This is a genomic window from Clavibacter sepedonicus (assembly GCF_000069225.1).
GTDB classification, from domain to species: Bacteria; Actinomycetota; Actinomycetes; order Actinomycetales; family Microbacteriaceae; genus Clavibacter; species Clavibacter sepedonicus.
Genome location: NC_010407.1, coordinates 175,737 through 190,306, shown reverse-complemented (window position 1 = coordinate 190,306; position 14,570 = coordinate 175,737). Strand labels below are relative to the sequence as shown.

The following is a 14,570-nucleotide window of genomic DNA, read 5'->3' as shown; positions in this document are numbered from 1 at the left end:
GCGGGTCAGCTCTCCGCGGGGACCTCGGCCGGCGCGGCTGGGGAGGAGCGGCGCTCGCGCAGCTCGCGGAGCCGGCCGGGCGCCTCCGCCCGCGCGCGGCGGGCGAGCGCGAGGCCCTCGCGCCAGGTCGCGTCCCGGATGAAGAGGAAGTCGAGCGCGATCATCGCGAGGGAGAACGGCCAGAGCCCGAGCAGGATCCCGATCATCACGTGCATGCCCGTGATGACCACGAGCGCGACGATGCGGGTCGGCCGCCACAGGATGAGGAGCGGGAACAGGCCCTGGAACGCGACCGCCAGGAAGCTCGCGAGCACCACGCCGACGCTGGCCTGGGTGAGGAGGTCGCTCAGCCACGGCCACGGCCGGTAGCCCTCGATGACGAGCGAGTAGTAGGTCGCGGATCCGTCGCGCCACTCCGGCCCCTGCAGCTTGAGGATCGCGGAGTTCACGTACACGAGCATGATCTGGTACGCGCAGAGCACCAGCGCGGTGTTGTGCAGGAGCACGCGCACGAGCCGCGGGATCCGGTCGACGAGCGTCCGCGCCGCCTCGACGTGCTGGGGCGGGCGCCGGCGCACGATCCCCGCCTCGGCCGCCTCGCGCTCGCGGCGCCGTCGGACCGCGTCCAGCGACAGGTGCCGGGACAGGTCGGCGAAGAGCACGAAGAAGAGGGTGAGGCGCAGCACGGTGTCGCCGCCGTTGGTGAGCAGCGTGCTGTTGGTCGACAGGCCGATCCAGAACAGGAGCAGGAAGGGCGTCACGATGCGCGTCCGCCAGCCGAGCGTGAACAGCGCGGCGAGCACGACGAGGAGGAGGTAGGAGAGGTCGAACAGGGTGGCGTCGGTCTTCGAGAAGAGGCCGGTGAAGATCGGCAGCCAGCCGCGGCGCGACGCCTCGGGATCGATGAAGCGGGATCCGACGCCCCACAGGTAGTGGCGGTCGGCGAAGCAGGTGACGAGCACCATCAGGATCACGGCGCCGAGCGTGATGCGGAGCGCGGCGAAGCTGAAGGTGGCGTGCTCGCGCTCGGTCATCCAGGTCGCGATGCCGCGGGGCCAGCCGCGCGGATCCCGGAGCGCGGTGAGGAGCTCGCGGTCCTGCAGCAGCCGGCGGACGCGGGCGGCGCGGGCGGAGGGGACGGCGCGAGCGGTCCGGGGGCGTCCCGCCCAGGATCCCGCGGCCGCGGCCTTCGGCGTCGACGTGGTCTCGTGCGTTCTCGCGCTCATCGTGCGTACCTCTCCACGATCCCCTGGTAGACGCTGAGCGCCTGGGGGTCGATCACGTCGTCCGCCTCGCGCCACCCGAAGGTGCGCGTGGAGGGGGTGAACTGCTGCTGCTCGTCGGACCGGTGGGCGAAGTCGTTGGGCCGCTCGGTCGCCACGCGCCAGCGGACCCGCTCGATGTCGCGCCCGAACCAGGCCGTGGCCCAGTAGGTCGTGAACTCCTTGAGCACGTAGTCGGCGCGGAGCATGGTGATCACTCGGCCGCGGCTGCCCTCGTCCAGCGCCTGGAGCTGGTCGATGAGGGAGACGGCCGTCTTGGCCGCGAAGCCGGAGTCGGTGTCGGCGCGGCGGATGAAGGTGTCCTGCACGATCGCCTGCTGCTCCCGCGTGAGACCCCGGAACCGCTCCGTGTACGTCTTCAGCAGGTTCGCGCTCTGCTTCACGGTGCGGGAGGACTGGATCCGGCCCTCCCCCGCCTCGTACTCGGCGCGGGTGATGTCCACCCACTCGCTCTTCACGAGGGCGCCCGAGTCGTCGCGCCACTGCGCCTGCATCTCGAGGTAGCGGTTGGTCTTCTGGATCGAGGGCGCGAACACGTTCCACTGCTGGCCGAAGTAGGGGCGGGCGGCGGCCGTGAGGGCGCGGGTGGCGTCGCTCTGCGGGACAACCATGAGGATCGAGGTGGCCACGTAGATCACGACGACGAGCGCCGCGATGGCCGTGCCGATGCGGGCGGCGCGGGTGAGGGCGGGTGGGGTGGGGTCGGCGGGGTCGACCGGCGAGGCGCCCTCGTCCGCGACCCCGGCGGGGTCGTGGTCGGTCGACTCGGAGGCGTCGACGGCGACGTCCTCGGTGGCGTCGTGCTCGACGTCGTGGTCGTGGGTCGTGTCGGTCATCGTCAGCCGTCCCCCTCGTGCGTCGGGTGGGTCTTCGTGGTGCGGGGCGTGCGGGTCGAGCTGGTCATGCGGTCGTACGGGTCGTGCGGTCGTGCGGGTCGTGCGGGTCATGCGGGTCATGCGGGTCATGCGGTCGTACGGGTCGGCCCGGGAGCGGATCCGGCGGGCGGCCCGGCTCTCGCCGGACCGCCCGCCTTCCTCGCATTCAGGCCGTGCGGATCACGCCCGTCGGCTGCGGCCTCGGTGCAGGGCACCGGCGCCGGTCAGCATCATCAGGAGCGCGATGCCGCCGAGCAGCAGCATCCCGTCGGCGTCGCCGCCCGTGACCGGGAGGATGCCGCCGCCGTATCCGCCGCCGTTGCCGCCGCTGATCGGCGTGCCGGGCTGGCCCGCCGGGACGGTGGATCCGAGGACCCGGAATCGCGTGTCCATCTCGTCGGCCATGCCGGACTGGACTCCGCTCACCTCGACGCGGTGGTCCCCCATCTCGAAGTCCGGACCGATCTCGAACACGAACGTCGCACGTCCATCGGCGTCCGCGATCATCGGCGCCAGCGGCTTCGGCGTGGAGAACACCGTCGCGTTGAGCGTCTCACCGGGGATGAAGCCGGAGGCGTCGACCATCTGCATCGAGCCGCTGCCACGGACGATCTCCGTGAAGCGGACGACGGCCCGGGTGGGGGCGTCGCTGCCGTCGGTGGATCCGTCGGTGGCGTCGGCCGCGTCCGTGCCAGCGGCGTCCGTCGCGTCGGTACCGGCAGCGTCGGTCGCGTCGGCGCCAGCGGCGTCGGTCGCATCGGTACCAGCGGCATCCGTCGCGTCAGCACCAGCAGCATCCGTCGCATCAGCGCCAGCGGCATCAGTGTCCGCATCGTTGTCGCCATCGGCATCCGCCGCGTCAGCGCCAGCAGCATCCGTCGCATCAGCGCCAGCGGCATCAGTGTCCGCATCGTTGTCGCCAGCAGCATCCGTCGCATCCGTACCGGCAGCATCCGCCGCGTCGGCGCCAGCAGCATCCGTCGCGTCAGCGCCAGCAGCATCGGTCGCGTCGGTTCCGGCTGCATCGGTGCCAGCGGCGTCCGTCGCATCCGTTCCCGCAGCATCCGTCGCATCGGTGCCTGCGGCATCGGTCGCATCCGTTCCCGCAGCATCCGTCGCATCGGTGCCTGCGGCATCGGTCGCATCCGTTCCCGCAGCATCCGCCGAATCCGTCGCATCCGTGCCGGCGGCGTCAACGCCGCCACCGTCCACGTCCACCGCGGCCGCGGATCCGTCGGCATCGGAGTCGGTGCCCTCGCCGCCGTCCACGCCCACGTCGAACGTGACCGTGTCCTCGCCGGCAGGGGCGCCGCCGATGGTCTGCGTCGCGGTCACGTCGTACGTGCCGCGCTCCAGGCCGAAGAACGTCACCGTCCAGTTTCCGTCGGCGTCCACCTCCGTCGTGATCGGGTCGAGACCCAGGGTCGAGACCGTGATCGTCCCCAGCGGGTCGGCCGTGCCGGAGACCGGTACGTCACGCGTGGTCGCCCCGCCGGTGAGCGGGAAGACCTGGAAGTCGAACGGCGAGACGATGACCACCGGCACGCCGATCGTGAAGGTCACGGTGTCGGTGCCGACGGCGACGCCGTCGATCGTCTGCGTGACGGTGCCCGTGTAGGTGCCGGAGGGCAGATCGGGCGTCGCCAGCGAGAAGCCGCCGTCGTCGTCCACCTCCGCCGGAGCCGTCGTCGTGTCGCCGACCGTCAGCGTGACGGTGGCGTCGGGGTCGGCCGTGCCCGTCACCGGGACGGAGACGGTGGTGTCGCCGTCGGGCAGCGGCACGAAGTCGCCGTCTTCGGGCGTCAGGATGACGACCTGGTCGACGCCGGCCACGGAGATGGTGAAGTCGGCCGTGTCCGAACCGGCAGCAGCGCCGCCGATGGTCTGCGTCACCGTGACGGTGTACTCCGCGGCGGAGAGACCGGGGAACGTCGCCTCGAAGCGGCCGTCGTCCCCGACCACCTGCGTGACGGGCGTCTGGCCCGTGACCGCGATGAGCACGGATCCGCGGACGTCGGCGCTGCCGCTCACGGTCACGGGCACCGCGGTGCCGCCGGCCGGGACGACGAAGTCCTGCCCGTCGGTCGGGGTGTCGATGACCACGGCGACCGCCGGGGCGATGACGGAGAAGGTGACCGTGGCCGATCCTGCGGCGGTGCCGCCGATCGTCTGGGTCGCCGTCGCCGTGTAGTCGCCGACCGGGAGGTCGGCGAATGTCACGTCGTAGACCCCGTCGTCGCCGACGAGCTCCGTCTGCGGGTCCTGGCCGGGGATCGTCACCGTGACGGTGGCGCGCGGGTCGGCGGCGCCGGTCACGGGGACGTCGGCCGTCGGCACGGTGCCGGCGCTGAGGATCTGGTCACCGGTCGACGGAGACGTGATCGTCACCGCGGCGGCGGGGGCGCCGACCGTGAAGGTCACCGTCGCCGTCCCGCGGACCACGCCGTCGATCGTCTGGGTGGCGGTCGCCGTGTACGTGCCGACCGGGAGGTCGGCGAACGCCACGTCGTAGAGGCCGTCGGCGCCGACCAGCTCGGTCTGCGCGGTCTGGCCGGGGATCGTCACGGTGACCGAGGCGCGCACGTCGGCCGCGCCCTCCACGGGCACGTCGACCGTCGGGTCCGCCGCGGTGGTCAGGAAGACCTGGTCCGCCGTGGGCGTCGTGATCGTGATGTCCGTGGCCGCCGCCGCGATGGTAAAGGTCACCGTCGCGGAGCCCGCGGCCTGCCCGTCGATCGTCTGGGTGACGGTGGCCGTGTAGTTGCCGGCCGGGAGGGCGGTCGGTGTGAGCGTGTAGGTGCCACCGGGTCCGACCTCGACCGGACCGACCGTCTGGCCGCCGACGGTCAGCGTGACCTCGGCGTCCGGATCGGCGGTGCCGGTGACGGGGACGACCACGGTCGTCTGCCCGTCGGCCAGCTCGATCACCTGGTCCGGCGTCGGCGACGTGATGGTCACGTCGTCGGCGACGGGGGCGGGCACGGCGCGTACGGTGGAGCGGGCCAGGTCGATGGTCGGCCCTCCGTTCCCGAGCAGCCGCACGCGCAGGGCCGTCACCGACGAGGATCCGGCGTCCACGCCGTCCCCGTCGATGAAGGCGTCCGGCGTCTGCTCGTTGACCGTGAGGCGCACGACCTGGTCGACGACCGCGAGCGCCGGCGCGAGTGCCGTGATCACGCCCGTGCTGACGCCGGCAAGCGCGTCGCCGATGGCCGGCAGGAGATCCGTGTCGGCGTTCGACCCGAGGAGCCCGGTCACCAGGTCATCGAAGAGCGGCGTGAGGACCGCCAGGGACACCGGGATGCCGATGAGGTTCGTCCCATCGAGGCTCACCGTGGGGGCCGTGCCGGTCGTCCCGCCGAGGAGGCGGTCGAGCGACACGTCGACGTTGACGACGAGATCACCCGCGTCCGTGTTGAGCAGGCCGACCGTGAGCGGCGCGGTGACCGCGATGTCCACCGTGGTGGAGGCGCGGAGCGCGGTCACGAGGCGGTTCGGCAGCACGTCCGTGAAGATGTTCGTGATCGCCGAGTCGACGACGTCCGCGAGAATGGCCGAGGTCAGGATCGACGCTCCGGGATCCCGGTCGTTGAGCGCCTGGATCCGGTCGAGATCCACCGTGATGGAGCCGGCGGACACGTCGATCGAGACCGTCCCGTCGGCGTTCGTGAGCGGCTCGGCGAGCGCGGCCTGCACGACGGCCGCCGTGTTCACGTTCGCCGTGGCGGTGACCGTGGGGGTCCCGACCTCGAGGGCCGCGGTGAGGACGTTCTCCCCGAGGATCCCCTCGAGGAGCGGGCCCGTTGCGGCCGAGACGTCGATGTCGGCGGCGATCTCGGGGGCGATCCCGTTGACGGCCGCCGTGAGCCGGGAGCTGATCTGCGCGACCAGCGGGCTCGTGAGCACGGCCTCGGCCGAGGCGATGTCGTAGTCCGACGTCGGCGTCCCCGTCCCCGTCGACGTGGTGGTGGAGGAGATGGCCCCGAACCGCAGCGACAGATCGGAGAGGGCGCCCTCGGCACCGATGGACTCGATGGTCGAGCCGAGATCGATGACCGTCTGCTGTCCGGCGCCCTGGCCGACCTGGATGGCGCCGGTGTCGGACACGGCGCCGGCCGCGCCCGTCGCTCCGGCCGGTCCGCTCGAGGCGTACTGCTGGAGGACGCCCGCACCCGCGGCCTGGTCCAGGTCGAGGAGCGAGCCGAGCGTGACGCCGGCGGCGAGCTGCGCGTTCGCGAGCCCGTTCAGGACGTCCACGTCCAGCGGCGCGTTCTCCACCTGCGCGGCGGTGTCGCCGGGTCCGTAGGAGGTGTACGCGCCATCGAGGGCGATCACCTGCGGGACGTTCGTGAGGGTCAGGAAGCGCCCTTCGGCCTCCGCCGTGTCCCCCGGTGCGGCGTTCGCGGGCGCGGTGCCCCCGAACGCGACGATCGCCGCGGCGAGCCCGAAGGCCGTCGCGGTCGCCAGCCTGCTTCTGCGGCTGGGCATGTGTAGTGCCATCTGCGTTCCCCTCGATTGCATGGCCGGCCGCGCTCGTGGACGCGGCCGTGCGTCACCGCGGGGCGGCCCCCACCACTCCCACGGTCGTCTGAGGCTCGCATCCGGTCGCAGGGGGGACAACACTGCGGGGCACTGGTCTGCGCGGGAGGGGACCACGCAGTCGGATCAGTAGGCGTCCCAGTGGCGCTACTGGTCCGCACGGCCGTCCGGCACGACGCGAGGCCCGCGATCCGGTCGGATCGCGGGCCTCGGGGGTCCCAGCGGGGGAGCGCCGGCGGAGGGACCGGCGGGTCAGTTCCCGGTGGCCGCGAGCGACTGGCGCGCGATCTCGAGCTCCTCGTCGGTGGGGATCACGAGCACGGCCACGGGCGATCCGTCGGGGCTCACGAAGCGCGCCTCGGAGCTGATCAGCTCGTTGCGGTCGTCGTCGATCCCGATCCCCATGAACTCGAGCCCGGCGAGCGAGCGCCGCCGCACGAGCGGGTTGTTCTCGCCGACGCCGGCCGTGAACACGACGGCGTCGACGCCGCCGAGCTGCGCCGCGTAGGCGCCGACGTAGTGGCGGATCCGGTGCCGGTACACGCCGAGCGCCGTCTGCGCGTCCTCGTCGCCGTCGGCGGCGGCGCGCTGCACGTCGCGCATGTCGCCGAGGCCGGTGAGCCCGAGCAGGCCGCTCTTCCGGTTGAGGAGGGTCTCGAGGTCGTCGAGCCCGAGGTCGGTGTGCCGGGCGAGGTGGAAGAGGATCGCGGGGTCGATGTCGCCGGAGCGGGTCCCCATGACGAGGCCCTCGAGCGGGGTGAGCCCCATGGACGTGTCGATGGACCGCCCGCCCTGCACCGCCGCCGCGGACGCGCCGTTGCCGAGGTGCAGCACGATGATCCGCGTCTCCTCCAGCGGCTTGCCGAGCAGGCGCGCGGCGGCCTCCGAGACGTACTTGTGGCTCGTGCCGTGGAACCCGTAGCGGCGGATGCGGTGCGCGGCCGCGAGCTCCCGGTCGATCGCGTACGTGTACGCCTCGGCCGGCAGCGTCTGATGGAACGCGGTGTCGAACACGGCCACGTGCGCCACGTCGGGGAACGCGGTCTGGGCCGCCTGGATCCCCTGCAGCGCACCCGGGTTGTGCAGCGGCGCGAGCGCCGAGAGGTCGTCGATGTCGGCCTTCACCTTCTCGGTGACGACGGTCGGCTCGACGAACACGTCGCCGCCGTGCACGACGCGGTGGCCGATCGCGACGGGCGGCCCCTCCTCGAGCGACGGCCCGTGATCCGCGAACGCGTCGAGCATCGCCTGGAAGCCGGCGGTGTGGTCGGCGATGGGCAGCTCGCGCTCCCACGAGTCGCCGCCCGCCTTGTGGCGCGTGGATCCGACCTCCTCGCCGATGCGCTCGACGAGGCCGGAGGCGAGCACGGTCTCGGTGTCCATCTCGATGAGCTGGTACTTGAAGGACGACGATCCGGAGTTGACGACGAGGACGACGGGCACGGGTGGGCTCCTGACGGGTGCGGCGGGTGGGAAGACGACGGGACGGACGGGCGCTCAGCCCGCCTCGATCCCCTCGGCCTGGATGGCGGTGATGGCGACGGTGTTGACGATGTCCTGCACGAGCGCGCCGCGCGAGAGGTCGTTGATGGGCTTGCGGAGCCCCTGCAGCACGGGCCCGATGGCGACCGCGCCGGCCGAGCGCTGCACGGCCTTGTACGTGTTGTTGCCCGTGTTGAGGTCCGGGAAGATGAACACCGTCGCGCGGCCGGCGACCTCGGAGCCGGGCATCTTCGTGGCCGCGACCGCCGCGTCCGCCGCCGCGTCGTACTGGATGGGTCCCTCGACCGCGAGGTCGGGCCGCAGCTCCCGCACGCGCGCCGTGGCCTGGCGCACCTTCTCCACGTCGGCACCCGCGCCCGACTCCCCCGTCGAGTACGACAGCATCGCGATGCGCGGCTCGATGCCGAACTGCGCCGCGGTCCCCGCCGACGAGATGGCGATGTCGGCGAGCTGGTCGGCGGTGGGATCCGGGTTCACGGCGCAGTCGCCGTAGACGAGCACCCGGTCGGCGAGCGCCATGAGGAAGACCGACGAGACGACGGAGACGCCGTCCGTGGTCTTGATGATCTCGAAGCCCGGCCGGATGGTGTGCGCCGTCGTGTGCGCGGCGCCCGACACCATGCCGTCGGCGAGCCCGAGCTGCACCATCATCGTGCCGAAGTACGAGACGTCGGTGACGGTCTCGCGCGCGATGTCGAGCACCATGCCCTTGTGGGCGCGCAAGCGCACGTACTCCTCGGCGAAGCGCTCGCGCAGCACGGCGTCGAAGGGGCTGAGCACGGTGGCGCGCCCGATGTCGATGCCGAGGCCGATGGCCCGCGAGCGCACCTCGATCTCCTCGCCGAGGATCGTGACGTCGGCGATGCCGCGGCTGAGGATCGTGCCGGCCGCCCGCAACACGCGGTCGTCGGTGCCCTCGGGCAGCACGATGCGCTTGCCGGCCTTCCTGGCCCGCTCGATGAGCCCGTACTCGAACATGAGCGGGGTGACCACGTCGGAGCGGCTGACGTCGAGCAGCTCGAGGAGCCGCGACGTGTCGACGTGCTGCTCGAAGGCGGCGAGCGCCGTGTCCATCTTGCGGCTGGACTCGGGCGAGAGCCGGCCGCGGGTCTGCGTGATGCGCTTCGCGGTCTCGTACGTGCCGAGCTCGGTGGAGATGATCGGCAGCGTCTCGTCGAGCCCGGAGACGAGGCGCTCGATGGTGGGCGACAGCGCGAAGCCGCCGTTCAGCACGATGCCCGCGACCGTGGGGAAGGTCTCGGAGGCGTGCGCCGTGAGCACGCCGAGGAGGACCTCGCTGCGGTCGCCGGGGATCACGACGATGGCGCCCTCGGTGAGGCGCGCGAGCACGTTCTCCATCGACATGGCGGAGACGACCACGCCGAGCGCTTCCCGGCTGAGGAGCGCCGCGTCGCCCTTGACGAGCGTGCCGTCGACCGCGTCGAGGAGCTCGGCGACGGTGGGGGCGACGAGGAACGCGTCCTCGGGGATCGCCCAGACCGGCACGTGCGGGGCCTGCGCCTGGAGCGATGCGGGGACGGCGGCGGGGATCGCGGCCGTGATGGCGTCGAGCTGCTCGGGGTCGGCGCGGTTCACGACGACGCCCAGGAGGCCCGCGTGCGCGGTCACCAGCTCGGGGATCGCGAGGTCGGCGATCTGGCGCATCTCGTCGGGGCTGCGGCCGCCGGTCTCGTCCGTGCGGCGGCCCGTGAGCACGAGGAGCACGGGGGCGCCGAGGTTCGCCGCGATGCGCGCGTTGAACGACAGCTCCGTGGGGCTGCCGACGTCGGTGTAGTCGCTGCCGACGATGACGACGGCGTCGCACTTGGCCTCGACGGCCTTGTAGCGCTCGACGATGCGGGAGAGCGCGGCCTCGGGATCCGCGTGCACGTCGTCGTAGGTGACGCCCACGCACTCGTCGTAGTCGAGGTCCACGCCGTCGTGCGACAGCAGCGCCTCGAGCACGTAGTCGCGCTCGACGATGGAGCGCGCGATGGGACGGAACACGCCCACGCGCTGGATCTGGTGGGTCAGGGTGTCGAGCACCCCCAGCGCGACCGTCGACTTGCCCGAGTGCCCTTCGGCGGACGTGATGTAGATGCTCCGAGCCATGCCCGCAAGCCTATGGGCGTCGCCTGCGCGGACACCTGCGTCTGTTAAAAGGAGAAGACCCCTCGCGCACCTGCCAGAGCCCGGCTGCCCTTGCTGCGTCTCCGCCCTGGGGGAGTTCACCTGGATGGCACCACGCGAGGAGCCGACACCGAGTGTACCCGACGCGGGACGCCCGACGGTCGGCAGCGGCCCGCCCAGCAGCCGCTCACCGGGCCGGGCGTAGCGTGGACGCCATGCGCATCATCATCGCCGGAGGACACGGCCAGATCGCCCGACTGCTCGAACGACGACTCGCTGACCAGGGCCACCAGCCCGTCGGCATCGTCCGCAACCCCGACCACGCGTCCGACCTCGCCGACGCCGGGGCGGAGGCGCTCGTGCTCGACCTGGAGCAGAGCGACGTCGACCAGGTCGCCGAGGCGCTTCAGGGCGCCGACGCCGTGGTCTTCGCGGCCGGAGGCGGGCCCGACTCCGGCCCGGAGCGCAAGCTCACCATCGACCGCGACGGCGCGATCCTGCTCGCCGACGCCGCCGAGAAGGCCGGCGTCACCCGCTACGTGATGATCTCGGCCATGGCCGTCGACGGCTTCGACCCCGACAGCGACGACACCTACGAGATCTACCAGCGCGCGAAGTCCGAGGCGGACGCCGACCTCCGGGCCCGCGACATCGACTGGACCATCGTCCGCCCCGGCGGCCTCACCGACGACCCCGGCACCGGCCGGATCCATGTGGGCACCTCCACGGGCCGCGGCACCATCCCCCGCGCCGACGTCGCCGAGATCGTGGCGACCGCGCTCGTCGACGGCACGGGCGTGCGCGTCCAGTTCGAGGCGATCTCGGGCGAGGAGCCCGTCGCCGAGGCCATCGCGGGCCTGCGCTACTAGCGGCACCCGCACGACGCGCGACCCGCGCGGACCTGGATGACGGCCCCCTCCGCCCCGGAGGGGGCCGTCATCCGCTTCCGGGCTGCTGAGGCACCCGGGTCGTGCCGCGGGCGACGCGTCGGGTCGACGGCACCCGAAGCCGTCGTGCTCCCGTGCATCGCACGCATGGTGCGCCGGAGCGCACCGTCCGGAGCATCCCCATGCCCGGACATGAGGGACACGCTAGGAGCGCCCCGAGGCGTCCCCCACAGTGCCGACTACTTATTTCCGTGACGCATCGGATAAGTAACAGTCGGTGCGCCTGGCCGGAACCCCGGTTTCCGCGCAAGATGGGGTCACAGGGACCGCGCGGCCTCGGGGGATGCGGCGCGGACCACCGCTTTCACGACGGGGGTCACATGAAGCAGATGACGCACACCCACATCCGGTCGGGCAGTCGGGTGGAGAGCCCGGCTCCCGGCCGCGGCGGCCGCGCCCGCGACCTCGAGACGCTCGAGCGCTGGCTGGCGGCGGGCACGAGCGCCGTCGTCACCGGCAGCGTCGGCTCGGGTCGCAGCCACGTGGCCGGTCGCGTGGCGGACGCCCTCACGCGCAACGGCCTGACCGTGATCCGCGCCCACGCGTCCACGCCCGACCTCCCGGACGTCCTCCGCCGCGTCATCGACCAGGTCCCCGGGATCCGCGCCGCGCGCCCGCTCCCCGCCGTGCGACCCGTGGTGGTGATCGACGACGGGCACCTCATGGCGCCCGATGTCCGCGCCGCGCTCGTCGACGCACGCGCGAGCGAGCGCTGCACGCTGCTCGTCACGGTCGACGACACGGGCGGCGACGCCCGCCACCTCCGCGCCCGCGAACCCGAGCCGGGCACCGAGCAGGCCGTGCGCGCGGCGCAGGCGGCCCACGAGATCCTCGGCCTGTGGCGGAACGGCTACGCCGAGCGGCTCGACCTCTCCCCGCTCGACGCGGCGGAGGTCGACGCGATGATCGACTCGATCGCGGGGCAGGTGGCGCTCGACCAGGCGACGCGGGTGCAGATCCAGCGTCGCAGCGGCGGCCGCCCGTTCCTCGTCCGGGAGCTGACCTTCGAGGCGCTCGAGTCGGACGGCACGGAGCGGACCGTCACGGGCTACGCCTTCCCGAGCCCGCACGCGCCGCGCGCCCGGATCCTCGAGCTGGTCTCCTCGCGCGTGTCGATGCTCGACGACGACGAGCGCAGCACGCTCGTGCTCCTCGCCCGCCTCGACGGCGTGCCGTACCAGCGCGCCGCCCGCCTGTTCGGCGAGACGATCCTGCGGGTGCTCGGCGCGCGCGGCCTCGCCCGCGTGCAGGGCCAGGGCGACCGGATCCTCCGCGCCGACCTGCTGGAGGCCGAGGCCGCGCTCGCCCGCACCGACCCGGAGGCCGTCGACGCCCTCACGCGCCGCGTCGTCGGGTCCCTCCTGCAGGAGGCGTCGCACGGCGTCCCGCTCAGCCCGAAGGAGAGCCTGCTGATCGCGCGCACGCTCACGGTCGACGGGCGCCGCGACGCCGTCGAGCGATTCGGCGCGGACACCCTCGCCGCCGTGCACCTCGTCGCAGCGCGGCTGGCGAACGACGTCGGCATGACGCACGACGCGCTCGCGTTCGCGGAGATCGCGAGCGACGGCGGCTCGGTCGCGTACGCGGCCTGCGAGCAGGCTCGCGCCCTGACCGTGCTCGGCAACCCGGCGCGCGCGATGGAGACGATGGATGCCCTGGACACCGCGGCGCTCATGCCGGGCGAGCGCGTCGAGGCGCTCCGCTGGTGCGTCCTCGCGACGCAGGCCGCGCTGCCGGGGACCGACCACGTCCGTCGTCTTCTCGACGGGATCGGGCACGGAGCGGAGGCCCACTCGGACGCGTGCGCGGAGGCAGCCGCCATCGGCGCGGCCATGGCGCTCGGGCAGATGGAATGGGAGACGGCGCTCACCACCGCACGGGATGCGGGGGCGCGCGCGTCGAGCCCGCTCGTGCGCCTGCGCGCCCAGCGCTCGGTGGTCCTCGCGCTCGGCCACCTGGGTCGCGGTGCCGAGCTCGGCGAGGCCATCGACGACGGGCTCGGGCTCGTGTCCCGCCGCCCCGACCGCCGCGGGACCTACGACGACATCCTGCTCGAGGAGGCGCGCCTCGAGATGCTCTCGGCGAGCGCGTTCAGCCGTCGGCTCTGCCGCCTCGACATCCCCGACCTCGAGCGCGAGCTGGATGCGTGGGTGGAGTCGGCGATCGCGCAGGACGCGCAGTGGTTCATCCCCGTCCTCGGCGCCATCACGGGCGGCGTCGCCCTCGACCTCGGGCGGCTCGACCGCGCGGAAGCGGAGCTGAGCCTCGCCGACGACCGCCTCATCGGGCCGGACACCGGCACGTGGCGGCTCTGGATCGGGATGCAGCGCGCCCGCGTGCTCGCGCTCCGCGGCTGCACCGAGGAGGCCGAGCGCATCGCGACGGACATCGCGCATCGCGCCGACCCGCGCTACCCGTACCAGCGCATGCTCGCCGAGGGCGTGCGCGTGGAGATCCTCGCGTCACGCGGCCGGCCGGAGGAGGCGGCGACGCTCCTCCTCGACGTCGGCGACCTCAGCGGCGAGGCGCATGCGCTCCGGGCGGGCATGCTGTTCCGCGCCTGGACGCTCGGATCCACGGACCCCCGCCTCGTCGAGGGCGCCCGACTCGTGCGCGAGCGCACCGACGTGCCCGCGCTGCACGGCATGGCCGAGGTGGTGGAGGGATCCCGCACCTCGGACGCGGCGCTCGTCGCGCAGGGCGTGCGCACGCTGGAGGAGTCCGGGCTGCACCAGCAGGCCCTCGCCGCGTGCGAGGACCTCCTGCGCATGCTGGCGGGCGACGCAGCAGGACCCGCCCTCACCGACGCGCGGGCGACGCTCGCGCGGATCCAGACGCGCATCGACCGCGGTGCGCCCGCCACCGCCGCGGCCTCGGTCACGCCCGTCCTCGACGTCAGCATGCTGACGCGCCGGGAGCTCGAGATCGGCGTGCTCGCGGCGCAGGGGCTGAGCAACCGGGAGATCGCCGGACGCCTGTTCCTCTCCGTCCGCACGGTCGAGTCGCACCTCTACCAGGCGCGCGCGAAGCTCGGCGCGCCCTCGCGTCGGGCCCTCGCGGGGCTGCTCGACACCCCGGGTGCATCGGGCCTCGTCGCGGGCAGGTAGTATCGACGGGTGCCGCCGCGTTCCTGACGCCGCGGCACGCGTCATGGAGGATTCGCCTAGTGGCCTATGGCGCACGCTTGGAAAGCGTGTTGGGTGAAAGCCCTCAGGGGTTCGAATCCCCTATCCTCCGCCAGTCGCACGAGAGCCCCGACGGACACCGGTCCGGCGGGGCTCTCGTGTCCCCCA

Annotated in this window: 7 protein-coding genes, 1 tRNA gene and 1 other RNA gene; 3 read left to right on the top strand and 6 right to left on the bottom strand. The window is 73.0% G+C overall.

Going from position 1 to position 14,570, the window contains the following annotated elements:
• Positions 1-5 precede the first annotated feature (5 nt).
• From CMS_RS00800 to ffs, 6 genes are all read right to left on the bottom strand, one after another.
• A complete protein-coding gene (locus tag CMS_RS00800) occupies positions 6-1,226 on the bottom strand; it encodes an HTTM domain-containing protein (protein ID WP_012297638.1) in 1,221 nt (406 codons plus the stop codon).
• The gene (locus CMS_RS00795; RefSeq protein ID WP_012297637.1) at positions 1,223-2,119 is read right to left on the bottom strand and encodes a DUF5819 family protein; all 897 of its coding nucleotides are present in this window, start codon (positions 2,117-2,119) and stop codon (positions 1,223-1,225) included. Before CMS_RS00795 ends, CMS_RS00800 begins: the two co-directional genes overlap by 4 nt.
• Before the next feature lie 219 nt (positions 2,120-2,338).
• A complete protein-coding gene (locus tag CMS_RS00790) occupies positions 2,339-6,646 on the bottom strand; it encodes a choice-of-anchor G family protein (protein ID WP_012297636.1) in 4,308 nt (1,435 codons plus the stop codon).
• Positions 6,647-6,949: 303 nt separating this feature from the next.
• Complete coding sequence (locus CMS_RS00785; protein WP_012297635.1) at positions 6,950-8,140, bottom strand: acetate/propionate family kinase; 1,191 nt, start codon at positions 8,138-8,140, stop codon at positions 6,950-6,952.
• 54 nt (positions 8,141-8,194) lie between these two features.
• A complete protein-coding gene (pta, locus tag CMS_RS00780; protein WP_012297634.1) occupies positions 8,195-10,312 on the bottom strand; it encodes a phosphate acetyltransferase in 2,118 nt (705 codons plus the stop codon).
• A 50-nt stretch (positions 10,313-10,362) separates the two neighbouring features.
• Positions 10,363-10,459, bottom strand: an RNA gene (gene ffs, locus CMS_RS16405) — signal recognition particle sRNA small type.
• Positions 10,460-10,545: 86 nt separating this feature from the next.
• Here ffs and CMS_RS00775 point away from each other — a divergent pair.
• From CMS_RS00775 to CMS_RS00765, 3 genes are all read left to right on the top strand, one after another.
• Positions 10,546-11,199 (top strand): SDR family oxidoreductase, encoded by a 654-nt coding sequence (locus CMS_RS00775; RefSeq protein WP_041464259.1) that lies wholly within the window; start codon positions 10,546-10,548, stop codon positions 11,197-11,199.
• Between the two features lie 407 nt (positions 11,200-11,606).
• The gene (locus CMS_RS00770; RefSeq protein ID WP_106408701.1) at positions 11,607-14,384 is read left to right on the top strand and encodes a helix-turn-helix transcriptional regulator; all 2,778 of its coding nucleotides are present in this window, start codon (positions 11,607-11,609) and stop codon (positions 14,382-14,384) included.
• Between the two features lie 45 nt (positions 14,385-14,429).
• A tRNA-Ser gene (locus CMS_RS00765) sits at positions 14,430-14,517 on the top strand.
• Positions 14,518-14,570: the final 53 nt, after the last annotated feature.